This window comes from Bradyrhizobium sp. AZCC 2262 (assembly GCF_036924535.1).
Lineage (GTDB): Bacteria > Pseudomonadota > Alphaproteobacteria > Rhizobiales > Xanthobacteraceae > Bradyrhizobium.
The window spans coordinates 6,404,481-6,420,888 of the sequence record NZ_JAZHRT010000001.1 but is presented as its reverse complement, the minus strand read 5'-3'; the positions used below and the strand labels follow the sequence as shown (position 1 = coordinate 6,420,888).

At 62.3% G+C, this 16,408-nt stretch carries 16 protein-coding genes; 9 read left to right on the top strand and 7 right to left on the bottom strand.

Annotation, left to right across the window (positions count from 1 at the left end; genetic code table 11):
• Positions 1-30 precede the first annotated feature (30 nt).
• A complete protein-coding gene (locus V1283_RS30065; protein ID WP_334390231.1) occupies positions 31-924 on the bottom strand; it encodes a LysR family transcriptional regulator in 894 nt (297 codons plus the stop codon).
• A 163-nt stretch (positions 925-1,087) separates the two neighbouring features.
• On the opposite strand from V1283_RS30065, the gene V1283_RS30060 reads away from it, so the two are divergent.
• Positions 1,088-2,251: a mandelate racemase/muconate lactonizing enzyme family protein gene (locus V1283_RS30060; protein WP_334390230.1), complete on the top strand. Its 1,164-nt coding sequence runs from the start codon at positions 1,088-1,090 to the stop codon at positions 2,249-2,251.
• 94 nt (positions 2,252-2,345) lie between these two features.
• On the opposite strand, the gene V1283_RS30055 is transcribed toward V1283_RS30060, so the two are convergent.
• Together V1283_RS30055 and V1283_RS30050 are read right to left on the bottom strand one after the other, a co-directional pair.
• Positions 2,346-3,620 (bottom strand): cytochrome P450, encoded by a 1,275-nt coding sequence (locus V1283_RS30055; protein WP_334390229.1) that lies wholly within the window; start codon positions 3,618-3,620, stop codon positions 2,346-2,348.
• A gap of 31 nt (positions 3,621-3,651) precedes the next feature.
• A complete protein-coding gene (locus V1283_RS30050) occupies positions 3,652-4,923 on the bottom strand; it encodes a cytochrome P450 (RefSeq protein WP_334390228.1) in 1,272 nt (423 codons plus the stop codon).
• Between the two features lie 255 nt (positions 4,924-5,178).
• Between V1283_RS30050 and V1283_RS30045 the strand changes: the two genes are divergently transcribed.
• The 3 genes from V1283_RS30045 (at position 5,179) to V1283_RS30035 (ending at position 8,870) form a co-directional block, all read left to right on the top strand.
• On the top strand, positions 5,179-6,351 hold the full coding sequence (locus V1283_RS30045) for an isovaleryl-CoA dehydrogenase (protein WP_334390227.1): 1,173 nt from the start codon (positions 5,179-5,181) through the stop codon (positions 6,349-6,351).
• A gap of 86 nt (positions 6,352-6,437) precedes the next feature.
• Positions 6,438-7,595 carry a DUF898 family protein gene (locus V1283_RS30040; RefSeq protein WP_334390226.1) on the top strand — a complete coding sequence of 386 codons (1,158 nt, stop codon included), beginning with the start codon at positions 6,438-6,440 and terminating at the stop codon, positions 7,593-7,595.
• Between the two features lie 120 nt (positions 7,596-7,715).
• Positions 7,716-8,870 (top strand): M48 family metallopeptidase, encoded by a 1,155-nt coding sequence (locus V1283_RS30035; RefSeq protein WP_334393227.1) that lies wholly within the window; start codon positions 7,716-7,718, stop codon positions 8,868-8,870.
• Positions 8,871-8,880: 10 nt separating this feature from the next.
• Here V1283_RS30035 and V1283_RS30030 read toward each other — a convergent pair whose 3' ends face one another.
• The 3 genes from V1283_RS30030 to V1283_RS30020 all read right to left on the bottom strand — a co-directional run bounded on the left by V1283_RS30030 (position 8,881) and on the right by V1283_RS30020 (position 11,654).
• Positions 8,881-9,879 carry a LysR family transcriptional regulator gene (locus V1283_RS30030; RefSeq protein ID WP_334390225.1) on the bottom strand — a complete coding sequence of 333 codons (999 nt, stop codon included), beginning with the start codon at positions 9,877-9,879 and terminating at the stop codon, positions 8,881-8,883.
• Between the two features lie 266 nt (positions 9,880-10,145).
• Positions 10,146-10,955, bottom strand: coding sequence for a DUF2927 domain-containing protein (locus V1283_RS30025; protein WP_334390224.1), 810 nt, complete (start codon positions 10,953-10,955; stop codon positions 10,146-10,148).
• A gap of 99 nt (positions 10,956-11,054) precedes the next feature.
• A complete protein-coding gene (locus V1283_RS30020; RefSeq protein WP_334390223.1) occupies positions 11,055-11,654 on the bottom strand; it encodes a L,D-transpeptidase in 600 nt (199 codons plus the stop codon).
• 225 nt (positions 11,655-11,879) lie between these two features.
• Between V1283_RS30020 and V1283_RS30015 the strand changes: the two genes are divergently transcribed.
• From V1283_RS30015 to V1283_RS29995, 5 genes are all read left to right on the top strand, one after another.
• Positions 11,880-13,427, top strand: a complete 1,548-nt coding sequence (locus tag V1283_RS30015; protein WP_334390222.1) for an acetolactate synthase large subunit — start codon at positions 11,880-11,882, stop codon at positions 13,425-13,427.
• Positions 13,428-13,462: 35 nt separating this feature from the next.
• Complete coding sequence (locus V1283_RS30010; RefSeq protein ID WP_334390221.1) at positions 13,463-13,978, top strand: hypothetical protein; 516 nt, start codon at positions 13,463-13,465, stop codon at positions 13,976-13,978.
• Positions 13,979-14,001: 23 nt separating this feature from the next.
• Positions 14,002-15,327 carry a M20/M25/M40 family metallo-hydrolase gene (locus V1283_RS30005; RefSeq protein WP_334390220.1) on the top strand — a complete coding sequence of 442 codons (1,326 nt, stop codon included), beginning with the start codon at positions 14,002-14,004 and terminating at the stop codon, positions 15,325-15,327.
• A 133-nt stretch (positions 15,328-15,460) separates the two neighbouring features.
• Entirely contained in the window at positions 15,461-15,646 is a 186-nt protein-coding gene (locus tag V1283_RS30000) for a hypothetical protein (RefSeq protein ID WP_334390219.1), read from the top strand.
• A gap of 126 nt (positions 15,647-15,772) precedes the next feature.
• The gene (locus V1283_RS29995; protein ID WP_334390218.1) at positions 15,773-15,913 is read left to right on the top strand and encodes a hypothetical protein; all 141 of its coding nucleotides are present in this window, start codon (positions 15,773-15,775) and stop codon (positions 15,911-15,913) included.
• Positions 15,914-15,946: 33 nt separating this feature from the next.
• Here V1283_RS29995 and V1283_RS29990 read toward each other — a convergent pair whose 3' ends face one another.
• The gene (locus tag V1283_RS29990) at positions 15,947-16,177 is read right to left on the bottom strand and encodes a hypothetical protein (protein WP_334390217.1); all 231 of its coding nucleotides are present in this window, start codon (positions 16,175-16,177) and stop codon (positions 15,947-15,949) included.
• Positions 16,178-16,408: the final 231 nt, after the last annotated feature.

Below are 16,408 nucleotides of genomic sequence, written 5' to 3'. Positions count from 1 at the left end.
AGGGCGAACGCCTGATGGCACCGACGTGCATCAGTTTCGCTCGAAGGCCGCCCAAATCGCTTCAACCGCATGGCTCTGACGCGCCGCAGGCCGGAAAAGACGAATTTCGATGGGGATCTTCAAATCCGCATCGCCCGCTTCAACCAGCAGTCCAGCCGAAATATCATCTTCGGCCAAAGTCCGGGGCAGCCATGCCACGCCGTCTCCAGCACGGGCCATCGACTGCAGCGTCGCGGCCAGATGAGAGGTAAAAATCGTCTCGAGCGTAAAGGCTTGATCTTTCGTTCCCCATCGGGCGGCCACGATCCGTCCCAATCCCGACTGCGCACTATAGGCAAGGTATTTGACCGGCTTGCCGCCACGAAGCCGCCAGCGTGGGGCACCGTTTCTGTCGGGCACACTCAGCGGAACGAGGGTGTCGGCGCCGACCACGATGCTCTTGAATGGACCGGACGCGATCCGGCTGCTCATTTTGCTGTGGAAATGACAAAGCAGAAACTGGGCATCGCCACGCAGCATCATCTGCTCGCACGCTTGCATGCTGTCGGAGATCAGATTGAGATTTCCAAGGGCCAGAACTCTTTCATTGCTGCGAACCCACTTTGGGAAAAAAGTGAAAGACAGCGCGTGCGTCGCCGCGATCGATAACAATCTTGCACTGCCGCTGGAAACTTCGAATGTTTCACGGCGCAGTTGATTCAGCGCGCGCGTCAGTATCTCCGCCTGATCGTGAAAATGCTCTCCCGCCCGGGTTAGCGCAACGCCGTGCGTCGTGCGGGTGAACAGGGCCGCGCCGACCCAATTCTCAAGGGCGCGAATCCTTCGGCTGAAGGCCGGTTGGGTGACGTGCCGTGTCTCGGCGGCCCTCGAAAAGTTCAGGGTTTCAGCGAGCGCCAGGTAGTCCTCAAACCAGATCAGTTCCATTGGTAATGCCGTATCAACATAACCAGTTCCGGGAATAGCATTGGCCGTGAGCCAAATCCAGCCCTAAGGATGATACGGAACAGTCTTGGTGGTGTCGTTTTCTGCATGGCCAGCGGCAATCGCGTGCCGGCGGCAGACAACAAACCCGTGGAAGGAAAACATCATGCGCATCGTCGATGTCGTCGAAATCACCAAGCCGATCGCATCTCCGATCCGGAACGCCTATATCGACTTCTCGAAAATGACGGCGAGCCTCGTCGCCGTGGTAACGGATGTGATGCGCGACGGTCGCCGCGTCGTCGGATATGGCTTCAATTCCAATGGCCGCTATGGTCAGGGCGGTCTGATCCGGGAACGCTTTCGTAATCGCATCATCGAAGCCGAGCCCGCGAGCCTGCTCGATGACGCGGGCACCAACCTCGATCCGCATCGGATCTGGACAGCGATGATGTCCAATGAAAAGCCGGGCGGGCACGGCGAGCGTTCTGTCGCCGTCGGTACACTCGACATGGCTGTCTGGGACGCGGTCTCGAAGATCGCCGGCAAGCCGCTGTTTCGCCTTCTCGCCGAAAAGAAGGGCCGTGAGGCCAATCCCCGCGTCTTCGTTTACGCGGCCGGCGGTTACTACTATCCAGGCAAGGATAATTCGGCGCTGCAGGCGGAGATGCGCGGCTATCTCAACCGCGGTTACAACGTGGTGAAGATGAAGATCGGCGGCGCCTCCATCGACGAGGACCGCGGACGGATCGAAGCCGTGTTGAAGGAGATCGGCTCGCAAGCGCGGCTTGCCGTCGACGCCAACGGACGCTTCGATCTCGAGACCGGTATCGCCTACGCGAAGATGCTGCGCGACTACCCGCTGTTCTGGTACGAGGAGATCGGCGATCCGCTCGACTACGCGCTTCAAGCCGCGATCTCGGAATTCTATCCAGGTCCGATGGCGACCGGAGAAAATCTCTTCTCGCACCAGGACGCGCGCAATCTACTCCGCTACGGCGGCATGCGGCCGGATCGGGATTGGTTGCAGTTCGATTGTGCGCTCTCGTATGGGCTTGTCGAATATCTCCGGACACTCGATGTTCTGGCCCAGCATGGCTGGTCACCGTCCCGTTGTATTCCCCACGGCGGCCATCAGATGTCGCTCAATATTGCGGCGGGCCTTGGTCTCGGTGGCAATGAAAGCTATCCCGATTTGTTTCAGCCGTACGGCGGCTTCCCTGACACCGTGCAGGTGCAGGACGGGCACATCGTCATGCCCGAACTTCCGGGCATCGGCTTCGAGGGTAAATCCGACCTGATAAAGGTCATGCGCGAACTGGCTGAATAGCCGCGACGGGGAGCCACAGCAGGAATCGTCTGATCGTACGCGATGCCTGTCGCAGTTTCCCTTTCGGACCTCGCGCGGTTGAGGTCGCTGTTGCTCACGCGGGAATGCGCACCGGCAGCTGCTCGATGCCGCGTACAAAGCTCGAATAGACCCGCTTCGGCTCGCCGACCACTTCGATGCGGTCGAAGCGCTTGAGCATTTCCTGCCACACGATCTTGAGCTGCAGCTCGGCGAGCCGCATGCCGACGCAGCGGTGGATGCCGAAGCCGAACGACAGATGGGTACGGGGGCGGGCGCGGTCGATGATGAACTCGTCGGGCTTCTCGATACCTTCCTCGTCGCGGTTGCCCGAGACGTACCACATCACGACGCGGTCACCCTTCTTGATCTTCTTGCCGCCGATCTCGGTGTCGACCAGCGCGGTGCGGCGCATGTGGGCGAGCGGCGTCTGCCAGCGGATCACTTCCGGCACCATGGAATCGATCAGCGCCGGGTTTTCACGCAGCTTCTGATATTGATCCGGGTGCTCGTTCAGCGCCAGCACCGAGCCGCTCATGGTGTTGCGGGTGGTGTCGTTGCCGCCGACGATCAACAGGATGATGTTGCCCATCAGATTGTCGGGGTCCATGTGCCGCGTCGCGTCGCTGTGGGCCATCATCGACAGCAAATCATTACGCGGCGGCGCGTTGACGCGCTCGTTCCAGAGTTTTGAGAAATAGGCGTAGCATTCATCCATCTCCTGGCGCCGCTGCTCGGGCGATTCCACCACGCCGCTCTTGGGCAGCGCGGTCGAGACGTCGGACCAGCGCGTCAGCTTGCGCCGCTCCTCCCAGGGGAAATCGAACAGCGTCGCCAGCATCTGCGTGGTCAGCTCGATCGAGACGCGCTCGACGAAGTTGAAGGTCTCGTTGCGCGGCAAATTGTCCAGCACCTTTTGCGCGCGCTCGCGGATCAGCTTTGCCAGTTCATCCAGATGCGTCGGCGTGAACATCGGCGACACCGTCTTGCGCTGCGAAGAGTGTCGCGGCTGATCCATCGCGATGAAGCTCGGATAGTCATAGCCCGGCGGCACGTCGCGGATCGAGATGCCGCCCAACGTGGAATCGGAGGAGAAGATGCCGTGGTTGGTGTCGACATGCATGATGTCATTGTACTTGGTGACCGACCAATAGGGTTCGATCGGCGCGTTGGTGCAGTAATGCACCGGCTCTTCCTTGCGCAGCCGCTCGAACCAGGGCCACAGCGTGTCGTTCTGGAATAGCCTTGGCGCACCGGGATGAAAATCCCTGAGCGGCGTGGAATAGGCTTCTTCACGCGCGGCGCGCAGAAGCTCTTTCTTGTCGGCTCTGACGGCGGTCTGGACGTTCATTTCTCATAATCCCAGGTGCTAAGGGGCGAGGTTAGCCGCCGATCCGGACCGGCAAAGTCTCGTAACCTTTGACAAAACTCGAATACACCCGCTTCGGTTCGCCGACCACCTCAATATTGTCGTACCGCTTGAGGATTTCTTCCCAGATAATCTTCAGTTGCAGCTCGGCCAGTCGGATTCCGACGCAACGGTGGATCCCGAAACCGAAGGAAATGTGGGTGCGCGGCCGGGTGCGATCAATGATAAATTCGTAGGGGCGGTCGATCACGTCCTCGTCACGGTTGCCAGAGACGTACCACATCACGACCTTGTCACCCTTCTTGATCTGCCGGCCGCAGAACTCGATGTCTTCGAGCGCGGTGCGGCGCATATGCGCCAGCGGCGTCTGCCAGCGGATCACCTCCGGCACGAAACTGTCGATCAGGGCAGGGTTGTCGCGCAGCTTGCGGTACTGATCCGGATTCTTGTTCAGCGCGTAGACGCTGCCCGACAGCGTGTTGCGGGTGGTGTCGTTGCCGCCGACGATCAGCAGGATCAAATTGCCGAGAAAATTCTTCGGGTCCATGTCGCGCGTGGCAGGGCTATGCGCCATCATCGACAACAGGTCACTCTTCGGCGGCTGGCTGATGCGCTCTTTCCAGAGTTTTCCGAAATAGGTCGCGCATTCCATCAGCTCGGCCTGCCGCTCCTCCTCGGTCGCGACGAGGCCGTCGGGGCCGGGAAGCGTGGTCGCGACGTCGGACCAGCGCGTCAGTTTGCGGCGGTCTTCCCAGGGAAAGTCGAACAGCACGGCGAGCATCTGCGTGGTGAGCTCGATCGAAACCTTGTCGACCCAGTCGAACACCTCGTTGACAGGAAGGTTGTCGAGGCATTCGGCGGAACGCTTGCGAATGTTGATCGCGAGCTGATCGAGATGAGTGGGCGTGAACATCGGCGCCACGGTCTTGCGCTGCGCGGAGTGGCGCGGCTGGTCCATGGCGATGAAGCTCTCGGAGCGTAGATTCGGTGCGATGTCGCGGATGGTGATGCCGCCAAGGGAGGAAGCCGAGGAGAACACCGCGTGGTTGGTCTCGATGTCCATGATGTCGTTGTATTTGGTCACCGACCAATACGGCCCGAACATGCTGTCCTTGCAGTAATGCACCGGGTCTTCCCGGCGCAGCCGGTCGAAATACGGCCAGAACGAGTCGGTCGTGAACAGTTCGGGATTGCTGACGTCGAAATCGCCGAGTGGAATCGACCGGGCCCTGTCGCGCGCGGCGTGCAGATGGGAATCTCCGGCGAGATCGATGGTTCCGTGCATGAACACCTCCCTGACTGTTCCCCCGCCGAAGCATGCCGGAGGGGCGATGTTTTACCTTATTACATCCCGAGCCGTGCGCCGACGCAAGGACGAGTTGGGTGCATTTGGCCGGGCCGGACACTGGAGCCCGGTTTTGATTGAACCAGGGCTCCAGATTCTTGTTTTGACGCGTTTTCTTGACGCGAACCGTGTCCACTTCGCTCGAAAACGCTATAAGGCTGCTTGAAACAACATTTAATTCGCCGGGAGGCGGCCATGATCCCCAACGCCCATCGGATGTTCAACTTCGATCTCGGCGAAACCGCGGATGCGATCCGCGAGACGGTGCATGCGTTTTCGCAAAACGAAATCGCGCCGCGCGCCGCCGAGATCGACCGCAGCAATCAATTCCCGCGCGACCTCTGGCCCAAAATAGGCGCGCTCGGCCTGCACGGTATCACCGTCGAGGAGGAGTATGGCGGCACCGGCCTCGGATATCTCGAGCACTGCATTGCGGTGGAGGAGATGTCGCGGGCCTCGGCTGCGGTCGGCCTGTCCTACGGCGCGCATTCCAACCTCTGCGTCAACCAGATCCGCCGCAACGGCAGCGAGGCGCAGAAGCGGAAGTATTTGCCGAAGCTGATCTCGGGCGAGCATGTCGGCTCGCTGGCGATGTCGGAGCCGGGCGCCGGCTCGGACGTGGTCTCGATGAAGACCCGCGCCGACAAGAAGGGCGACCGTTTTGTGCTCAACGGCAACAAGATGTGGATCACCAATGGCCCGGTCGCCGACACGCTGGTGGTTTACGCCAAGACCAATCCCGAGGCCGGTCCGCGCGGCATGACCGCCTTCATCATCGAAAAGGGCATGAAGGGATTTTCCACCGCGCAGAAACTCGACAAGCTCGGCATGCGCGGCTCCGACACCTGCGAACTCGTGTTCGAGGATTGCGAGGTGCCGGAAGAAAACGTGCTCAGTGAAGTCGGCCGCGGCGTCAACGTGCTGATGTCGGGCCTCGATTACGAGCGCGCCGTGCTGGCGGCGGGCCCGATCGGCATCATGCAGGCCTGCATGGACGTGGTGCTGCCCTACGTGCACGAGCGCAAGCAGTTCGGCGAACCGATCGGTACCTTCCAACTGGTGCAGGGCAAGCTCGCCGACATGTACACCACGATGAACGCCTCGCGCGCCTATGTATATGCGGTGGCAAAAGCCTGCGACCGCGGCGAGACCACGCGCGAGGATGCGGCCGGCGCGATCCTCTATGCCGCCGAAAAGGCGACGCAATGCGCGCTCGACGCCATCCAGCTGCTTGGCGGCAATGGCTACATCAACGACTATCCGACCGGGCGTCTGTTGCGCGACGCCAAGCTCTACGAGATCGGTGCCGGCACCAGCGAAATCCGCCGCATGCTGATCGGCCGGGAGCTGTTCGAAAAAACAGCATAATTATAGCTCTGAGTGTGGGACCTTGGTCACACAACGGCCGACAAATTCGTGGTTTGATCCGCCACCGTTCGCGCTGGAGTTGAACCATGAACGAGATGAGCTGGCCCCCGCAGGTGCCGCCACCGCCGCCTTCACCCGTGCCGCCGCCGATGCCGGTGGCGTTTTCCGGCAAACGCGGCGAATTCTTTGATCTGGCCAAGCGCGGCGCCGCGCTCGAATTCGTCACCCTCGGCTTCTATCGATTCTGGCTCCTCACTGACATCCGCCGCCATCTCTGGTCCAACACATTGGTCGATGGCGATGCTGCCGAATATACCGGCCGCGGCAAGGAGTTGCTGATCGGCTTTCTGGTCGCGCTCGCGATCCTGGTGCCGATCTATCTTGGTTATTTTCTCATTGGTCTCGAGGCCGAGCGCTATAAGGCGTTCGCCAGCATTCCCCTGATCGCCTTCTTCTTTCTGTTCGGGCAGTTCGCGATCTACCGCGCGCGGCGCTACCGCCTGACGCGTACGGTATGGCGCGGCGTGCGCTTCTGGATGACCGGCTCGGGCTGGCTCTATGCCCTGCAGGCGTCGCTGTGGGGCCTGCTGATGATCCTCACGCTCGGACTGGTGCTGCCATGGCGCGCTGCGGCGCTCGAACGCTACAAGATGCGCCATTCCTTCTACGGCGACCTGCAGGGCAGTTTTGAGGGGCGCGGCTGGGAGTTCTTCAAGCGCGGCTGGTGGCTATGGCTGCTCACGCCGATCGCAATCTACGTAAGTCCGATCGCCCCCTTCATTTATGCAGGCTACAAGGCCATCGAGTGGCGCTGGTGGCTGTCCGGCATCCGGTTCGGCGGCGTGCGTGTGGAATCGTCGTTGCCCAAGAGCGCATTGATCGGACTGTACTGGAAAGTGATCGGCTGGATGGCCTTGCTCGGGCTTGTCTTCGGGATCTATCTGGCCCTGTGCGCGGTGCTGGTCGCCAGCATGAGCGGCGAGGGATTGATGGAGTTTTTCAAGACGCCGGAATTGATGAGGAGCATTCCGCTGCTGGTGCTGGCGGGTCTGGGCTATCTGTTGCTGGCGCTTTCGCTCAACATCGTGATCCGGGTCTATCTGACGCGGGATCTCTGGGTGAAGGTGCTGGGCTCGGTCAATATCAGCGGTCTCGAGGCTGCCGCCAACGTCGCTGCGCGGGGTGACCTTGCCAACGCGCTTGGTGAAGGGTTTGCCGACGGTCTCGATGTCGGCGGATTCTAGAGCCTTTTCCGTTCCGATGGAATCGGAACGGGGCTCTAGATTTTTGATTTGACGCGTTTTCTTGACGCGAACCGGTCCCCACTTCGCTGGAAAACGCTCTAGCGGCAAGGCATGATGACCATGGAAAACGACGCGCCGGAGATTTCGAAAACGCCGCCGGCCAATGCGGCGATCTATTTCGACGGGGCGTCGAGCCGGCGCCGCGCGGTTGTGCTCCGTTTCTCCGACCGGCTCGAAATCAGCGAACACGAACAGGTTTTGGCGGTGTGGGACTATGCCGACATGCGCCGCGCCGACAGCCCTTCAGGCATGCTGCGCCTCGCCTGCCTGAGCGCGCCTGCGCTGGCGCGGCTGGAGGTTCGCGACGACGCGCTGGCGGCCGAACTGGTCTCACGCTGCGCCAAGCTGGATGCGAACACGCCCGGCCGCCGCGGCGTTGCCGTCATTGTCAGCTGGTCGCTCGCGGCCGCGGTTTCGATCGTTGCCGTGGTGCTGTTCGGACTTCCGTTGATCGCCGATCGCCTCACGCCGCTGGTGCCCGAGGCGTTCGAACGGCGGCTCGGCGATGTCGCCGACAGCCAGATCAAGACGATGTTCAATGCCAAGGCTTGCGATAATGCTGCTGGGCAGAAGGCGTTCGTCAAGCTCATCACCGCGATTCGGGAATCCGCTGATCTCGACACCACGGTGCAGTCGGGCGTGCTGTCGAGCCCGATTCCCAATGCCTTCGCGCTGCCGGGCGGCAAGGTGTATCTGTTCGACGGATTGCTGGCGAAGGCCGAGAATGCCGACGAAATCGCCGGCGTGCTGGCCCACGAGCTCGGCCATCTCAAGCATCGCGATAGCATGCGCGGGCTGATCCGCGACGGCAGCACGTCGTTCCTGATCGGGCTGCTGTTCGGCGACATCACGGGCTCCAGCGCGCTGATCTTCGGCTCGCGCACGCTGGTGACGTCGTCGCACTCGCGCGAGGCCGAGACCAATGCCGACGGTTTTGCCATCGACGTCATGCACCGGCTGGGCCGGCCGGCGAAGCCGACCGGGGAATTGCTGCTTCGGGTCACCGGCAAGGAGAGCAAGGGCCTCTCCATCATCTCCACCCATCCCCTGAGTGAGGACCGGCTGACGCGGATGAGCCGGGAAGACCAGTCGGCAAGCGGGCCGCCGCTGCTGACATCAGAGGAATGGCGGTCGCTGAAATCGATCTGCAACGGCAAGTCTGACTCAGCCAAAAAGCCTGACTCAGCTAAAAAGTCTGCCCCGGCCAAAATTTGAGCCGATCAGGCTATCTCCGGGCGCTTTTCCGCGATCGTGCCGCTTCGATCGGCGCAGGCGCTGCGCCGCCCGGGTTCAACTCCCAGACCGCCTGTATGGCCGCGAAGGCCTGAGAGATGATCGGCTCGTGACGCCGCGACGTCAGGCAGGCGAAACTGAGGTCGCAGGTCAGCGCAACCTTGTCGGCAATCACGAAATTCCGGTTGCGCGTGATGCGGTCGAGCACGCTGTCGCGGGCGAGGCTGAGGCCGTTGCCGGCTTCGACGAATTCGATCATGGCGTCTTCCTGTTCGGCAAAGGCGACGCGCTTCGGTAATGCCCCCATCGGCCGGAAGACGTCGTCGATCAGCCGCCGATGCGCCGAGTCGTGCGGCGTCGCGATCCAGGGCAGGTCGGCGAGGTCGGCCCAGTCCTTTCCGATCACCTTGTCGCTCCATTTTCGAGGGGCGATCACGCGGTAGTCGTAGCGCGTCAGTGCCGTGAGGCGGAACTTGCCATCGTCGATGGTGCGATCGGGCAGCATCCCCGACTCAAGGCATTCGAGGGGCGTGGCATCGATATAATATCCGACGTCGAGCTCACCCCTGCCGATCTGCGACAGCACGTCGTCGCTCATGCCGTAGCGGAGGAAGACCTCGGTCTTCTTCGAGGAGGTGGCGAGGCTACGCACGAACGGTCCCAGCCGGATCGACTCGGGATCCAGGATGGTGCCGACGCGCAGCGTTGCCCGCAGCGATTCGCGCAAGGAATCCGCCGCTGTCCTGAAATCCGCCGAGGCCGATACCGTCCGGTGCGCCAGCGGCAGCAAGGCGGCGCCCGCTTCGGTCAGGGTGAAGCCGCCCGGCGTCCGGTTGAAGAGCTGCAAGCCGGTGCTCTCTTCCAGCCCCTTCAGTTGCAGGCTTACTGCGGGCTGGGTCAGATGCAGCAAGCTGGCCGCGCGCGACACCGTGCCTTCGCGGGCCACGGTGATGAAGCAGCGCAAGGCCTGGATACGTGGCAGGTCGTTCATTTGGAAAACTTATAGAAAGCGCCCATGAGTCCCATTAGACAGGATTTGCTCTTGGAAGTCACAATCTTTCGCAAATAAAACTTTGCGTTGTCATTGGAAAATAGGTGGACTGCGCGAAGCGCCGGGCTTTCAACCATCGCGCGAGGGATGCTCGCCGAACGTAGCCAAGACTGGCCAGGACTTGGCCGGGCGAGTCCTTGCAGGGAACTTCCCCGCTTTTGGCGGCTGGCCCAAAGCCGCGTAGCAGCCGTCGCGGCGGCCGCCACTTACGGCAGGTTGTTGACCTTGCGCACCCAGGCGCGCACGTCGGCCAGCACATCCGGCAGCACCTCCCTGACCTCCTGCACGGTCATGCCGGCCTTGATCCGGGGATCATAGAGCAGGTTCAGGAGATACTGGTCGTAGACGTCGAAATAACCCATCGACACATTGTCGTTGAACATGGTCCAGGGCACGCTCGAGGTATCGTTGATCGGTCCCAGCGATTGCAGCAATTCCTCATAGGCGCAGTCGAAGAAGACGAAGTCGCCATTGTCGACGGTGAGGATCACGTCGGAATGCTCGATTTCGAACTTCTCGTTCTTGCGAAAGCCCGACAGGCATTGCGGGTCGAGCGAAGAGCGAATCTCGCGCGCCCGTTCGCTGCCGTAGAAGGTCGTGATGGTGCGCTGGAGATCGCGGTCGCGCACCAGCTTGACCTGCACGTTGGCGTCTTCGATGGTTCCGGCCATGGCGATGTCGAGGTGCTGAACGCGCGCGGCGATGTCGGCCACGATCTTCGCCAGCTGCGCCTTGCGGTCGGTCCGGGTGCCGTCGGCAAACACCCGCACCGGCCCGTCATATTTGCGGATGCGGTCGACGCGGCCGGCGAGATGATATTCGGCGCCGAACGCGGTCTTCAGAAAGCCGTCGACGATCTCGCTGTCGGTGAAGGTCTTTTTCTCGGCGCGCTGGCGCTGCGCGATGGCGGGAATGTCGGCGAAAGCCGTGCACGGCACCAGGATATCGCCGAGCGCGACGGCACCAAGGGCCGCCGCGAGCGTCGATAGATTCAGGGATCGGCGGGGCGTGCGCATTCAGACGACGCTGCAGCAATCGCCGCGTGCGTGCAAGGGTTGAAAGTCTCGATCACGCGCTTGCGCGCATCGCCGCACCGGGTTCCAGACAACGGCAGCCTAGTTCTTGACCACAACCGTGGTGCCGACGGACACACGGCTATAGAGATCGGTCACGTCCTCATTGGTCATGCGGAAGCATCCGGAGGAAACCGCCTGTCCGATCGTCTCGGGCTCGTTGGAGCCGTGGATGCGGTAGAGCGTCGATCCCAGATACATCGCCCGCGCGCCGAGCGGATTGTCGATGCCGCCCGACATGTGACGCGGCAGGTCCGGCCGCCGCCGCAGCATCTGGGTCGGCGGCGTCCAGCTCGGCCATTCCTTCTTCGCGGAAATGCGGTGGGTTCCACCCCAGCGGAAGCCGTCGCGGCCGACGCCGATGCCGTACCGTATCGCCTGGCCATTGCCGAGAACGAGATAGAGCCGGCGTTCAGCGGTGCTGATGTAGATCGTGCCGGGCGCGTAACCGCCGGAAAAGCTCACGGTGGTGCGCGGGATCGAGCTCGATCCGCTGGGCATGCCGGGGCGGAAGAAACCGGGCCCGCCGCCCATGATGTCCCGCGAGTCTTCGAAGAAGTTTGGAAAGCCTTGGGCCTGCGCGTGGCCGGCTCCCGCCAACACCACGACCGCCGCAAACAGAAAAGCAAAAGCCCGGGTCATTTTCTTCCTCGTGAAAAAATCTGAATATGCTGATCGAGACAGGCCATAATTGCGGCGATCGTGCAAGCAACGACCCCGTGACCCCAGCCATTTTCGAACGCCGCGGTTAAAAAAGGCAACATGCCTTAGGCGATGGCTGCATTGTTCCGCTAAACCTTTGACGAAACGTGTGAACAATGATTGATCGTCAGCGGCTCATAAGAACGATCGAAGGGGAACGAGACCATGAACGGTGCGGAAAGTCTGGTGCGGACATTGGTCGCAGGCGGCGTGGATGTCTGCTTCACCAATCCCGGCACCTCGGAGATGCATTTCGTCGCCGCACTGGACCGGGTCGAGGGGATGCGCTGCGTGCTCGGCCTGTTCGAGGGCGTGGTGACGGGGGCCGCCGACGGCTATTACCGCATGAAGGGCACGCCCGCTTCGACGCTCCTCCATCTCGGCCCCGGCCTCGCCAATGGCCTGGCCAATCTGCACAACGCCAAGAAGGCCAATTCCGGCATCGTCAACATCGTCGGCCAGCACGCCACCTATCACATCGGCTATAACGCGCCGCTGACCTCCGATATCGAGGGGCTGGCGCGGCCGATGTCATCCTGGGTGCGGACCTCGCCGGATTCCAAATCCGTTGCCGCCGACGGCGCCGCCGCGATCGCCGCAGCCAAGAGCGCGCCGGCGCAGATCGCAACCCTGATCCTGCCCGCCGATACCGCCTGGAACGAGGCCGACGGCATCGCCCAGGTTCCGGCGGAAAGCCAGCGCGCCAATTATTCCGCGCAGGCCGTCGACCATGCCGCCAAGGTGCTGCGCAACGGCGGCGCGTCGACGCTGCTGCTGATGACCGGCAGCGCGCTCACCGAGCACGGACTGGCGCTGGCCGCCCAGATCGCGGGCAAGACCGGATGCAAGGTGATGGGCCAGACCTACAATCCGCGGATGGCGCGCGGCAAGAGCCGCTTCGCGATCGACCGCATCCCTTACGTGATCGAGCTGGCGCTGCCGATCCTCAAAGACTTCAAGAATATCGTGCTGGTCGAGGCCAACGATCCCGTGGCCTTCTTCGCCTATCCGAACAAGCCGAGCATGCTGAAGCCGCAAGGCTGCGAGGTGCACCGCATGACCTCGGGCGCCGAAAATTCCGTCGCAGCGCTCGAAGCGCTGGCCGGCGCACTTCACGCGCAGCCGTCCGACCGCCAGCCGCAGAAGCTGGTCGAACTGGCAAAGCCGACCGGCGCGCTGACCCATGCCTCGATCGCCCAGGCGATTGCGATGGCGATCCCGGAAAACGCCATCGTGGTCGATGAATCCGTCACCACCGGCCGCAGTTTCTTTCCGCCGACGGCCGCCGCCGCCCCGCACGACTGGCTGCAGAACATGGGCGGCTCGATCGGCTTCTCGACCCCGGTCGCGACCGGCGCTGCGGTGGCGTGCCCCGATCGTAAAGTCATCTGCATGGTCGGCGACGGCAGCGCGATGTACACGCTGCAATCGCTGTGGACACAGGCGCGCGAGGGCCTCAACGTCGTCACGATTGTATTTGCGAATAAGATCTACCAGATTCTTCGCGGTGAGTTCGACGGCGTCGGCGCCGGTGAGCCGGGGCAGCGCGCGCTGGACATGCTCAAGCTCGACCGCCCGGACCTCGACTTCGTCGCGCTCGCCAAGGGCATGGGCGTGCCGGGCCGCGCGGTCGCCAATGTCGACGATTTCGTCAAGGCGCTGGCGGAAGCCGTTGCCGAGCCGGGACCGCGGCTGATCGAAGTGCAGATGTAAGGCGACGCTGACCGCTCGCCTTCGTGGGAGGCGTCATGCAGACCGAACTGAACAAGGTCATCACCGCGCTGCACGAGTTCTACGCGCACGAAGCCTTTCTGCTCGAAAAGGAGGCCGGCGAGCGCGCGCTGACGCACCGGCTGGCGGTGCATTTCGAAAAGCAGTTCCCGGGCTGGGAGATCGATTGCGAATACGACCGGCTGGGCGACCGCACGCTGCGGTTGCCGCACGGAACCATCGTCTCGACCGACGATCACCTCGCCAAATCCATCTACCCCGACATCGTGGTGCACCAGCGCGCCATTCCCAACAACCTGCTCGCGGTCGAGGTGCGGAAATCGGCCAATCATCAGCCGCTCGAACATGACCAGCACAAGCTGCGGGCGCTGACCGATCCGCATCTGTGGTTCGCCTACTGGATCGGCGTGCTGCTGACGCTCGGCAAGACGCAGGTCACGACGACCGAAGTCTATACCAGCGGCGCTTTCGACCAGGCCCTGTCGGTCTGGTTCGCTGCGCGACTGAAGGATGCGGGCTTAAGCGCGGGATGAAGCCTGCGATACGGAGGTTTTTGATGACGTTCACGCGATCGATCCTGGCCATCGCCCTTGTCGCCGTCGCGCAGCACGCGCTGGTGCGAGAGGCGTGGGCGCAAGCGGCTTCCGCGCCCGATCTGGAGGCCATCCTCGCCCATCCCAAAATCGTCAAGGCACTCGACGACATCAAGGCCGACGACGAGCGGGCCTTTGCCGAACAGAAGCGCATCACCGAAATCCCGGCGCCGCCGTTCAAGGAGAAGGTTCGCGCCGAATATTATCAGAAGCGGATGCAGGAACTCGGCTTCAAGGACGCGTCGATCGACGCCGAAGGCAACGTGATCGCGCTACGCAAGGGCAGTGGCGGCGGCCGGCCCAGGCTCGTGGTGTCGGCGCATCTCGACACGGTGTTTCCCGAAGGCACCGACGTCACCGTGAAGGAAAAGGACGGCGCCATCGTTGCTCCCGGCATCGGCGACGATTCGCGCGGGCTTGCGGCGATGCTGTCGCTGATCAAGGCGATGAACGAAAACCAGATCGCGACCGTCGGCGATATCATGTTCGTCGGCACGGTCGGCGAGGAAGAGCTCGGCAATCTGCGCGGCGTGAAGGCGCTGTTCCGCGATCACACCGATATCGACGGTTTCATCTCGATCGACGGGCTCGGGATTACGCGCGTGGTCAACCAGGCGACCGGCAGCCATCGCTACGAGTTCACCTTCAAGGGCCCCGGCGGGCACTCGTTCCAGGAATTCGGATTGCCGAGCGCGATCCATGCCATGGGAAGGGCGATTGCGAAAATCGCGGAACTGCAGCCGCCGTCCGATCCCAAGACCACCTTTACCGTCGGCACCGTGACCGGGGGCACCTCGGTCAACGCCATCGCGGCCGAAGCGCGGATGGCCGTCGACATGCGCTCGAACTCGACTGACGAACTGCTCAAGCTCGAGGCGCGGCTGCTCGAACTCGTCAGGGAAGCCGTGGCGGATGAAAACGCGCGCTGGAAATCGGACAAGATGACGGTGGAGGCAAAACTGATCGGCGACCGGCCGGCGGGCATCGTTGCGATGGATTCGCCGATCGTGCTGGCGACCCAGCGCGCGGTCTCGGCCGTCACCCGCGGGCCGCGGCCGACCTTTGCCGGCTCCTCGACCGATTCCAACATCGCGATGTCGCTCGGCATCCCGGCCGTCACCATCGGCGGCGGCGGCGGGGAGGGCGGCAACTGGCACTCGCGCAACGAATGGTACAAGCCGGTCAACGCCTGGTACGGCCCGCAGAACGCGCTGTTGACCGCCCTGATCCTGACCGGGCTCGATGGCGTGACCAAACCGGCACTTACGGTGCGGAAAGCCGCCAAATAGGGCCAAAACGGCCTTCAAAGCCGCCTTTGCGCCGTTAACCATGCCCCCGATTGGACAAATTGTCGGCCCATTGCCGACAAAGCAGTAACGGAACATGGTTCCCCAGTAGTTCTACGTGTGTAGGGGGTGTGGCATGGCGTACAGGATCGTGGCGGAACGCGGCAACGAGACTGTCAGGATGGACAGAAGCAGTTCGCTGCTGGCGGTTGCCAAGGCGCGGGTTTGGGCAAGCGAAGGTTGGGAAGTCACCATTATCGTTCGTGATCAGGAAGTCGCTCCGCCCGCTGAACCCAAGCGTCGGATGCTGGCTTATTCGTGATTTTATCGCCCTGGCGGCGATAGCCTGGCCAACGACCTCAGAACTAAAGCTCTTTCCAGATCTTGAGATGGAACCGGCCACTTCGGCCGGCGTTATGGCTGCGGGCAGGCTTTGAGGAGCAGTGCCATGCAGTGGCGCTCTGTGACCACGGAAGCCGACGAGATGAGCGGCTCCGGTGACGACCAAATCCTTTACGCAACCGGATGGACTATCAGCGGCCTGGCAACACTGGGCACCATCCTCGCGATCTGGGTGTTTGCGATCTAGCGCATGCCGAGATCCTGGCGATCGTTATTTTTATCATCGCTGCGCGACCCGCTTGCTGCCGGTCACGAGTAGTCCTGCCCTGCGCCCGATCAACAGGCCGAGCACCACCAGCAAGCACCACACCGGAAAGAAGAGCAGTGTGAGGATGCCGGCCTCTTCCGGGTCGGTTCGCAACAGCCATTTGACGAAGCCGATCGGTGCGAGCAGTCCGACGGCGCCGCCGATCGCAGTCGTGATGATCATCATGAGCTTCTGAGCGGTCATCTTTGGCTATCCGGCAATGGCTTCATACAAACCGACCGATAGGATATCGAGACGGGTTGCAGAACAATGGTGGACGCGAAACCGTGTCAGTGATTCACGGCAAGGCACCACTACCCCACCCGAACGGGCGTAGCCGATATCATGTCTACCGCCCGAACGTTTGCGATCCGAATTGACGACTCGGCTTTTGGCTTGCCGCGGTGACATTCTTTCTCGAGTTCGGGAGCGTCC

Excerpts from the sequence above, each read along its gene's own strand:
- V1283_RS30065 (WP_334390231.1), bottom strand. The coding sequence starts at position 924 with ATGGAACTGATCTGGTTTGAGGACTACCTGGCGCTCGCTGAAACCCTG.
- V1283_RS30060 (WP_334390230.1), top strand. The coding sequence starts at position 1,088 with ATGCGCATCGTCGATGTCGTCGAAATCACCAAGCCGATCGCATCTCCG.
- V1283_RS30055 (WP_334390229.1), bottom strand. The coding sequence starts at position 3,620 with ATGAACGTCCAGACCGCCGTCAGAGCCGACAAGAAAGAGCTTCTGCGC.
- V1283_RS30050 (WP_334390228.1), bottom strand. The coding sequence starts at position 4,923 with ATGCACGGAACCATCGATCTCGCCGGAGATTCCCATCTGCACGCCGCG.
- V1283_RS30045 (WP_334390227.1), top strand. The coding sequence starts at position 5,179 with ATGATCCCCAACGCCCATCGGATGTTCAACTTCGATCTCGGCGAAACC.
- V1283_RS30040 (WP_334390226.1), top strand. The coding sequence starts at position 6,438 with ATGAACGAGATGAGCTGGCCCCCGCAGGTGCCGCCACCGCCGCCTTCA.
- V1283_RS30035 (WP_334393227.1), top strand. The coding sequence starts at position 7,716 with ATGGAAAACGACGCGCCGGAGATTTCGAAAACGCCGCCGGCCAATGCG.
- V1283_RS30030 (WP_334390225.1), bottom strand. The coding sequence starts at position 9,879 with ATGAACGACCTGCCACGTATCCAGGCCTTGCGCTGCTTCATCACCGTG.
- V1283_RS30025 (WP_334390224.1), bottom strand. The coding sequence starts at position 10,955 with ATGCGCACGCCCCGCCGATCCCTGAATCTATCGACGCTCGCGGCGGCC.
- V1283_RS30020 (WP_334390223.1), bottom strand. The coding sequence starts at position 11,654 with ATGACCCGGGCTTTTGCTTTTCTGTTTGCGGCGGTCGTGGTGTTGGCG.
- V1283_RS30015 (WP_334390222.1), top strand. The coding sequence starts at position 11,880 with ATGAACGGTGCGGAAAGTCTGGTGCGGACATTGGTCGCAGGCGGCGTG.
- V1283_RS30010 (WP_334390221.1), top strand. The coding sequence starts at position 13,463 with ATGCAGACCGAACTGAACAAGGTCATCACCGCGCTGCACGAGTTCTAC.
- V1283_RS30005 (WP_334390220.1), top strand. The coding sequence starts at position 14,002 with ATGACGTTCACGCGATCGATCCTGGCCATCGCCCTTGTCGCCGTCGCG.
- V1283_RS30000 (WP_334390219.1), top strand. The coding sequence starts at position 15,461 with ATGGCGTACAGGATCGTGGCGGAACGCGGCAACGAGACTGTCAGGATG.
- V1283_RS29995 (WP_334390218.1), top strand. The coding sequence starts at position 15,773 with ATGCAGTGGCGCTCTGTGACCACGGAAGCCGACGAGATGAGCGGCTCC.
- V1283_RS29990 (WP_334390217.1), bottom strand. The coding sequence starts at position 16,177 with ATGACCGCTCAGAAGCTCATGATGATCATCACGACTGCGATCGGCGGC.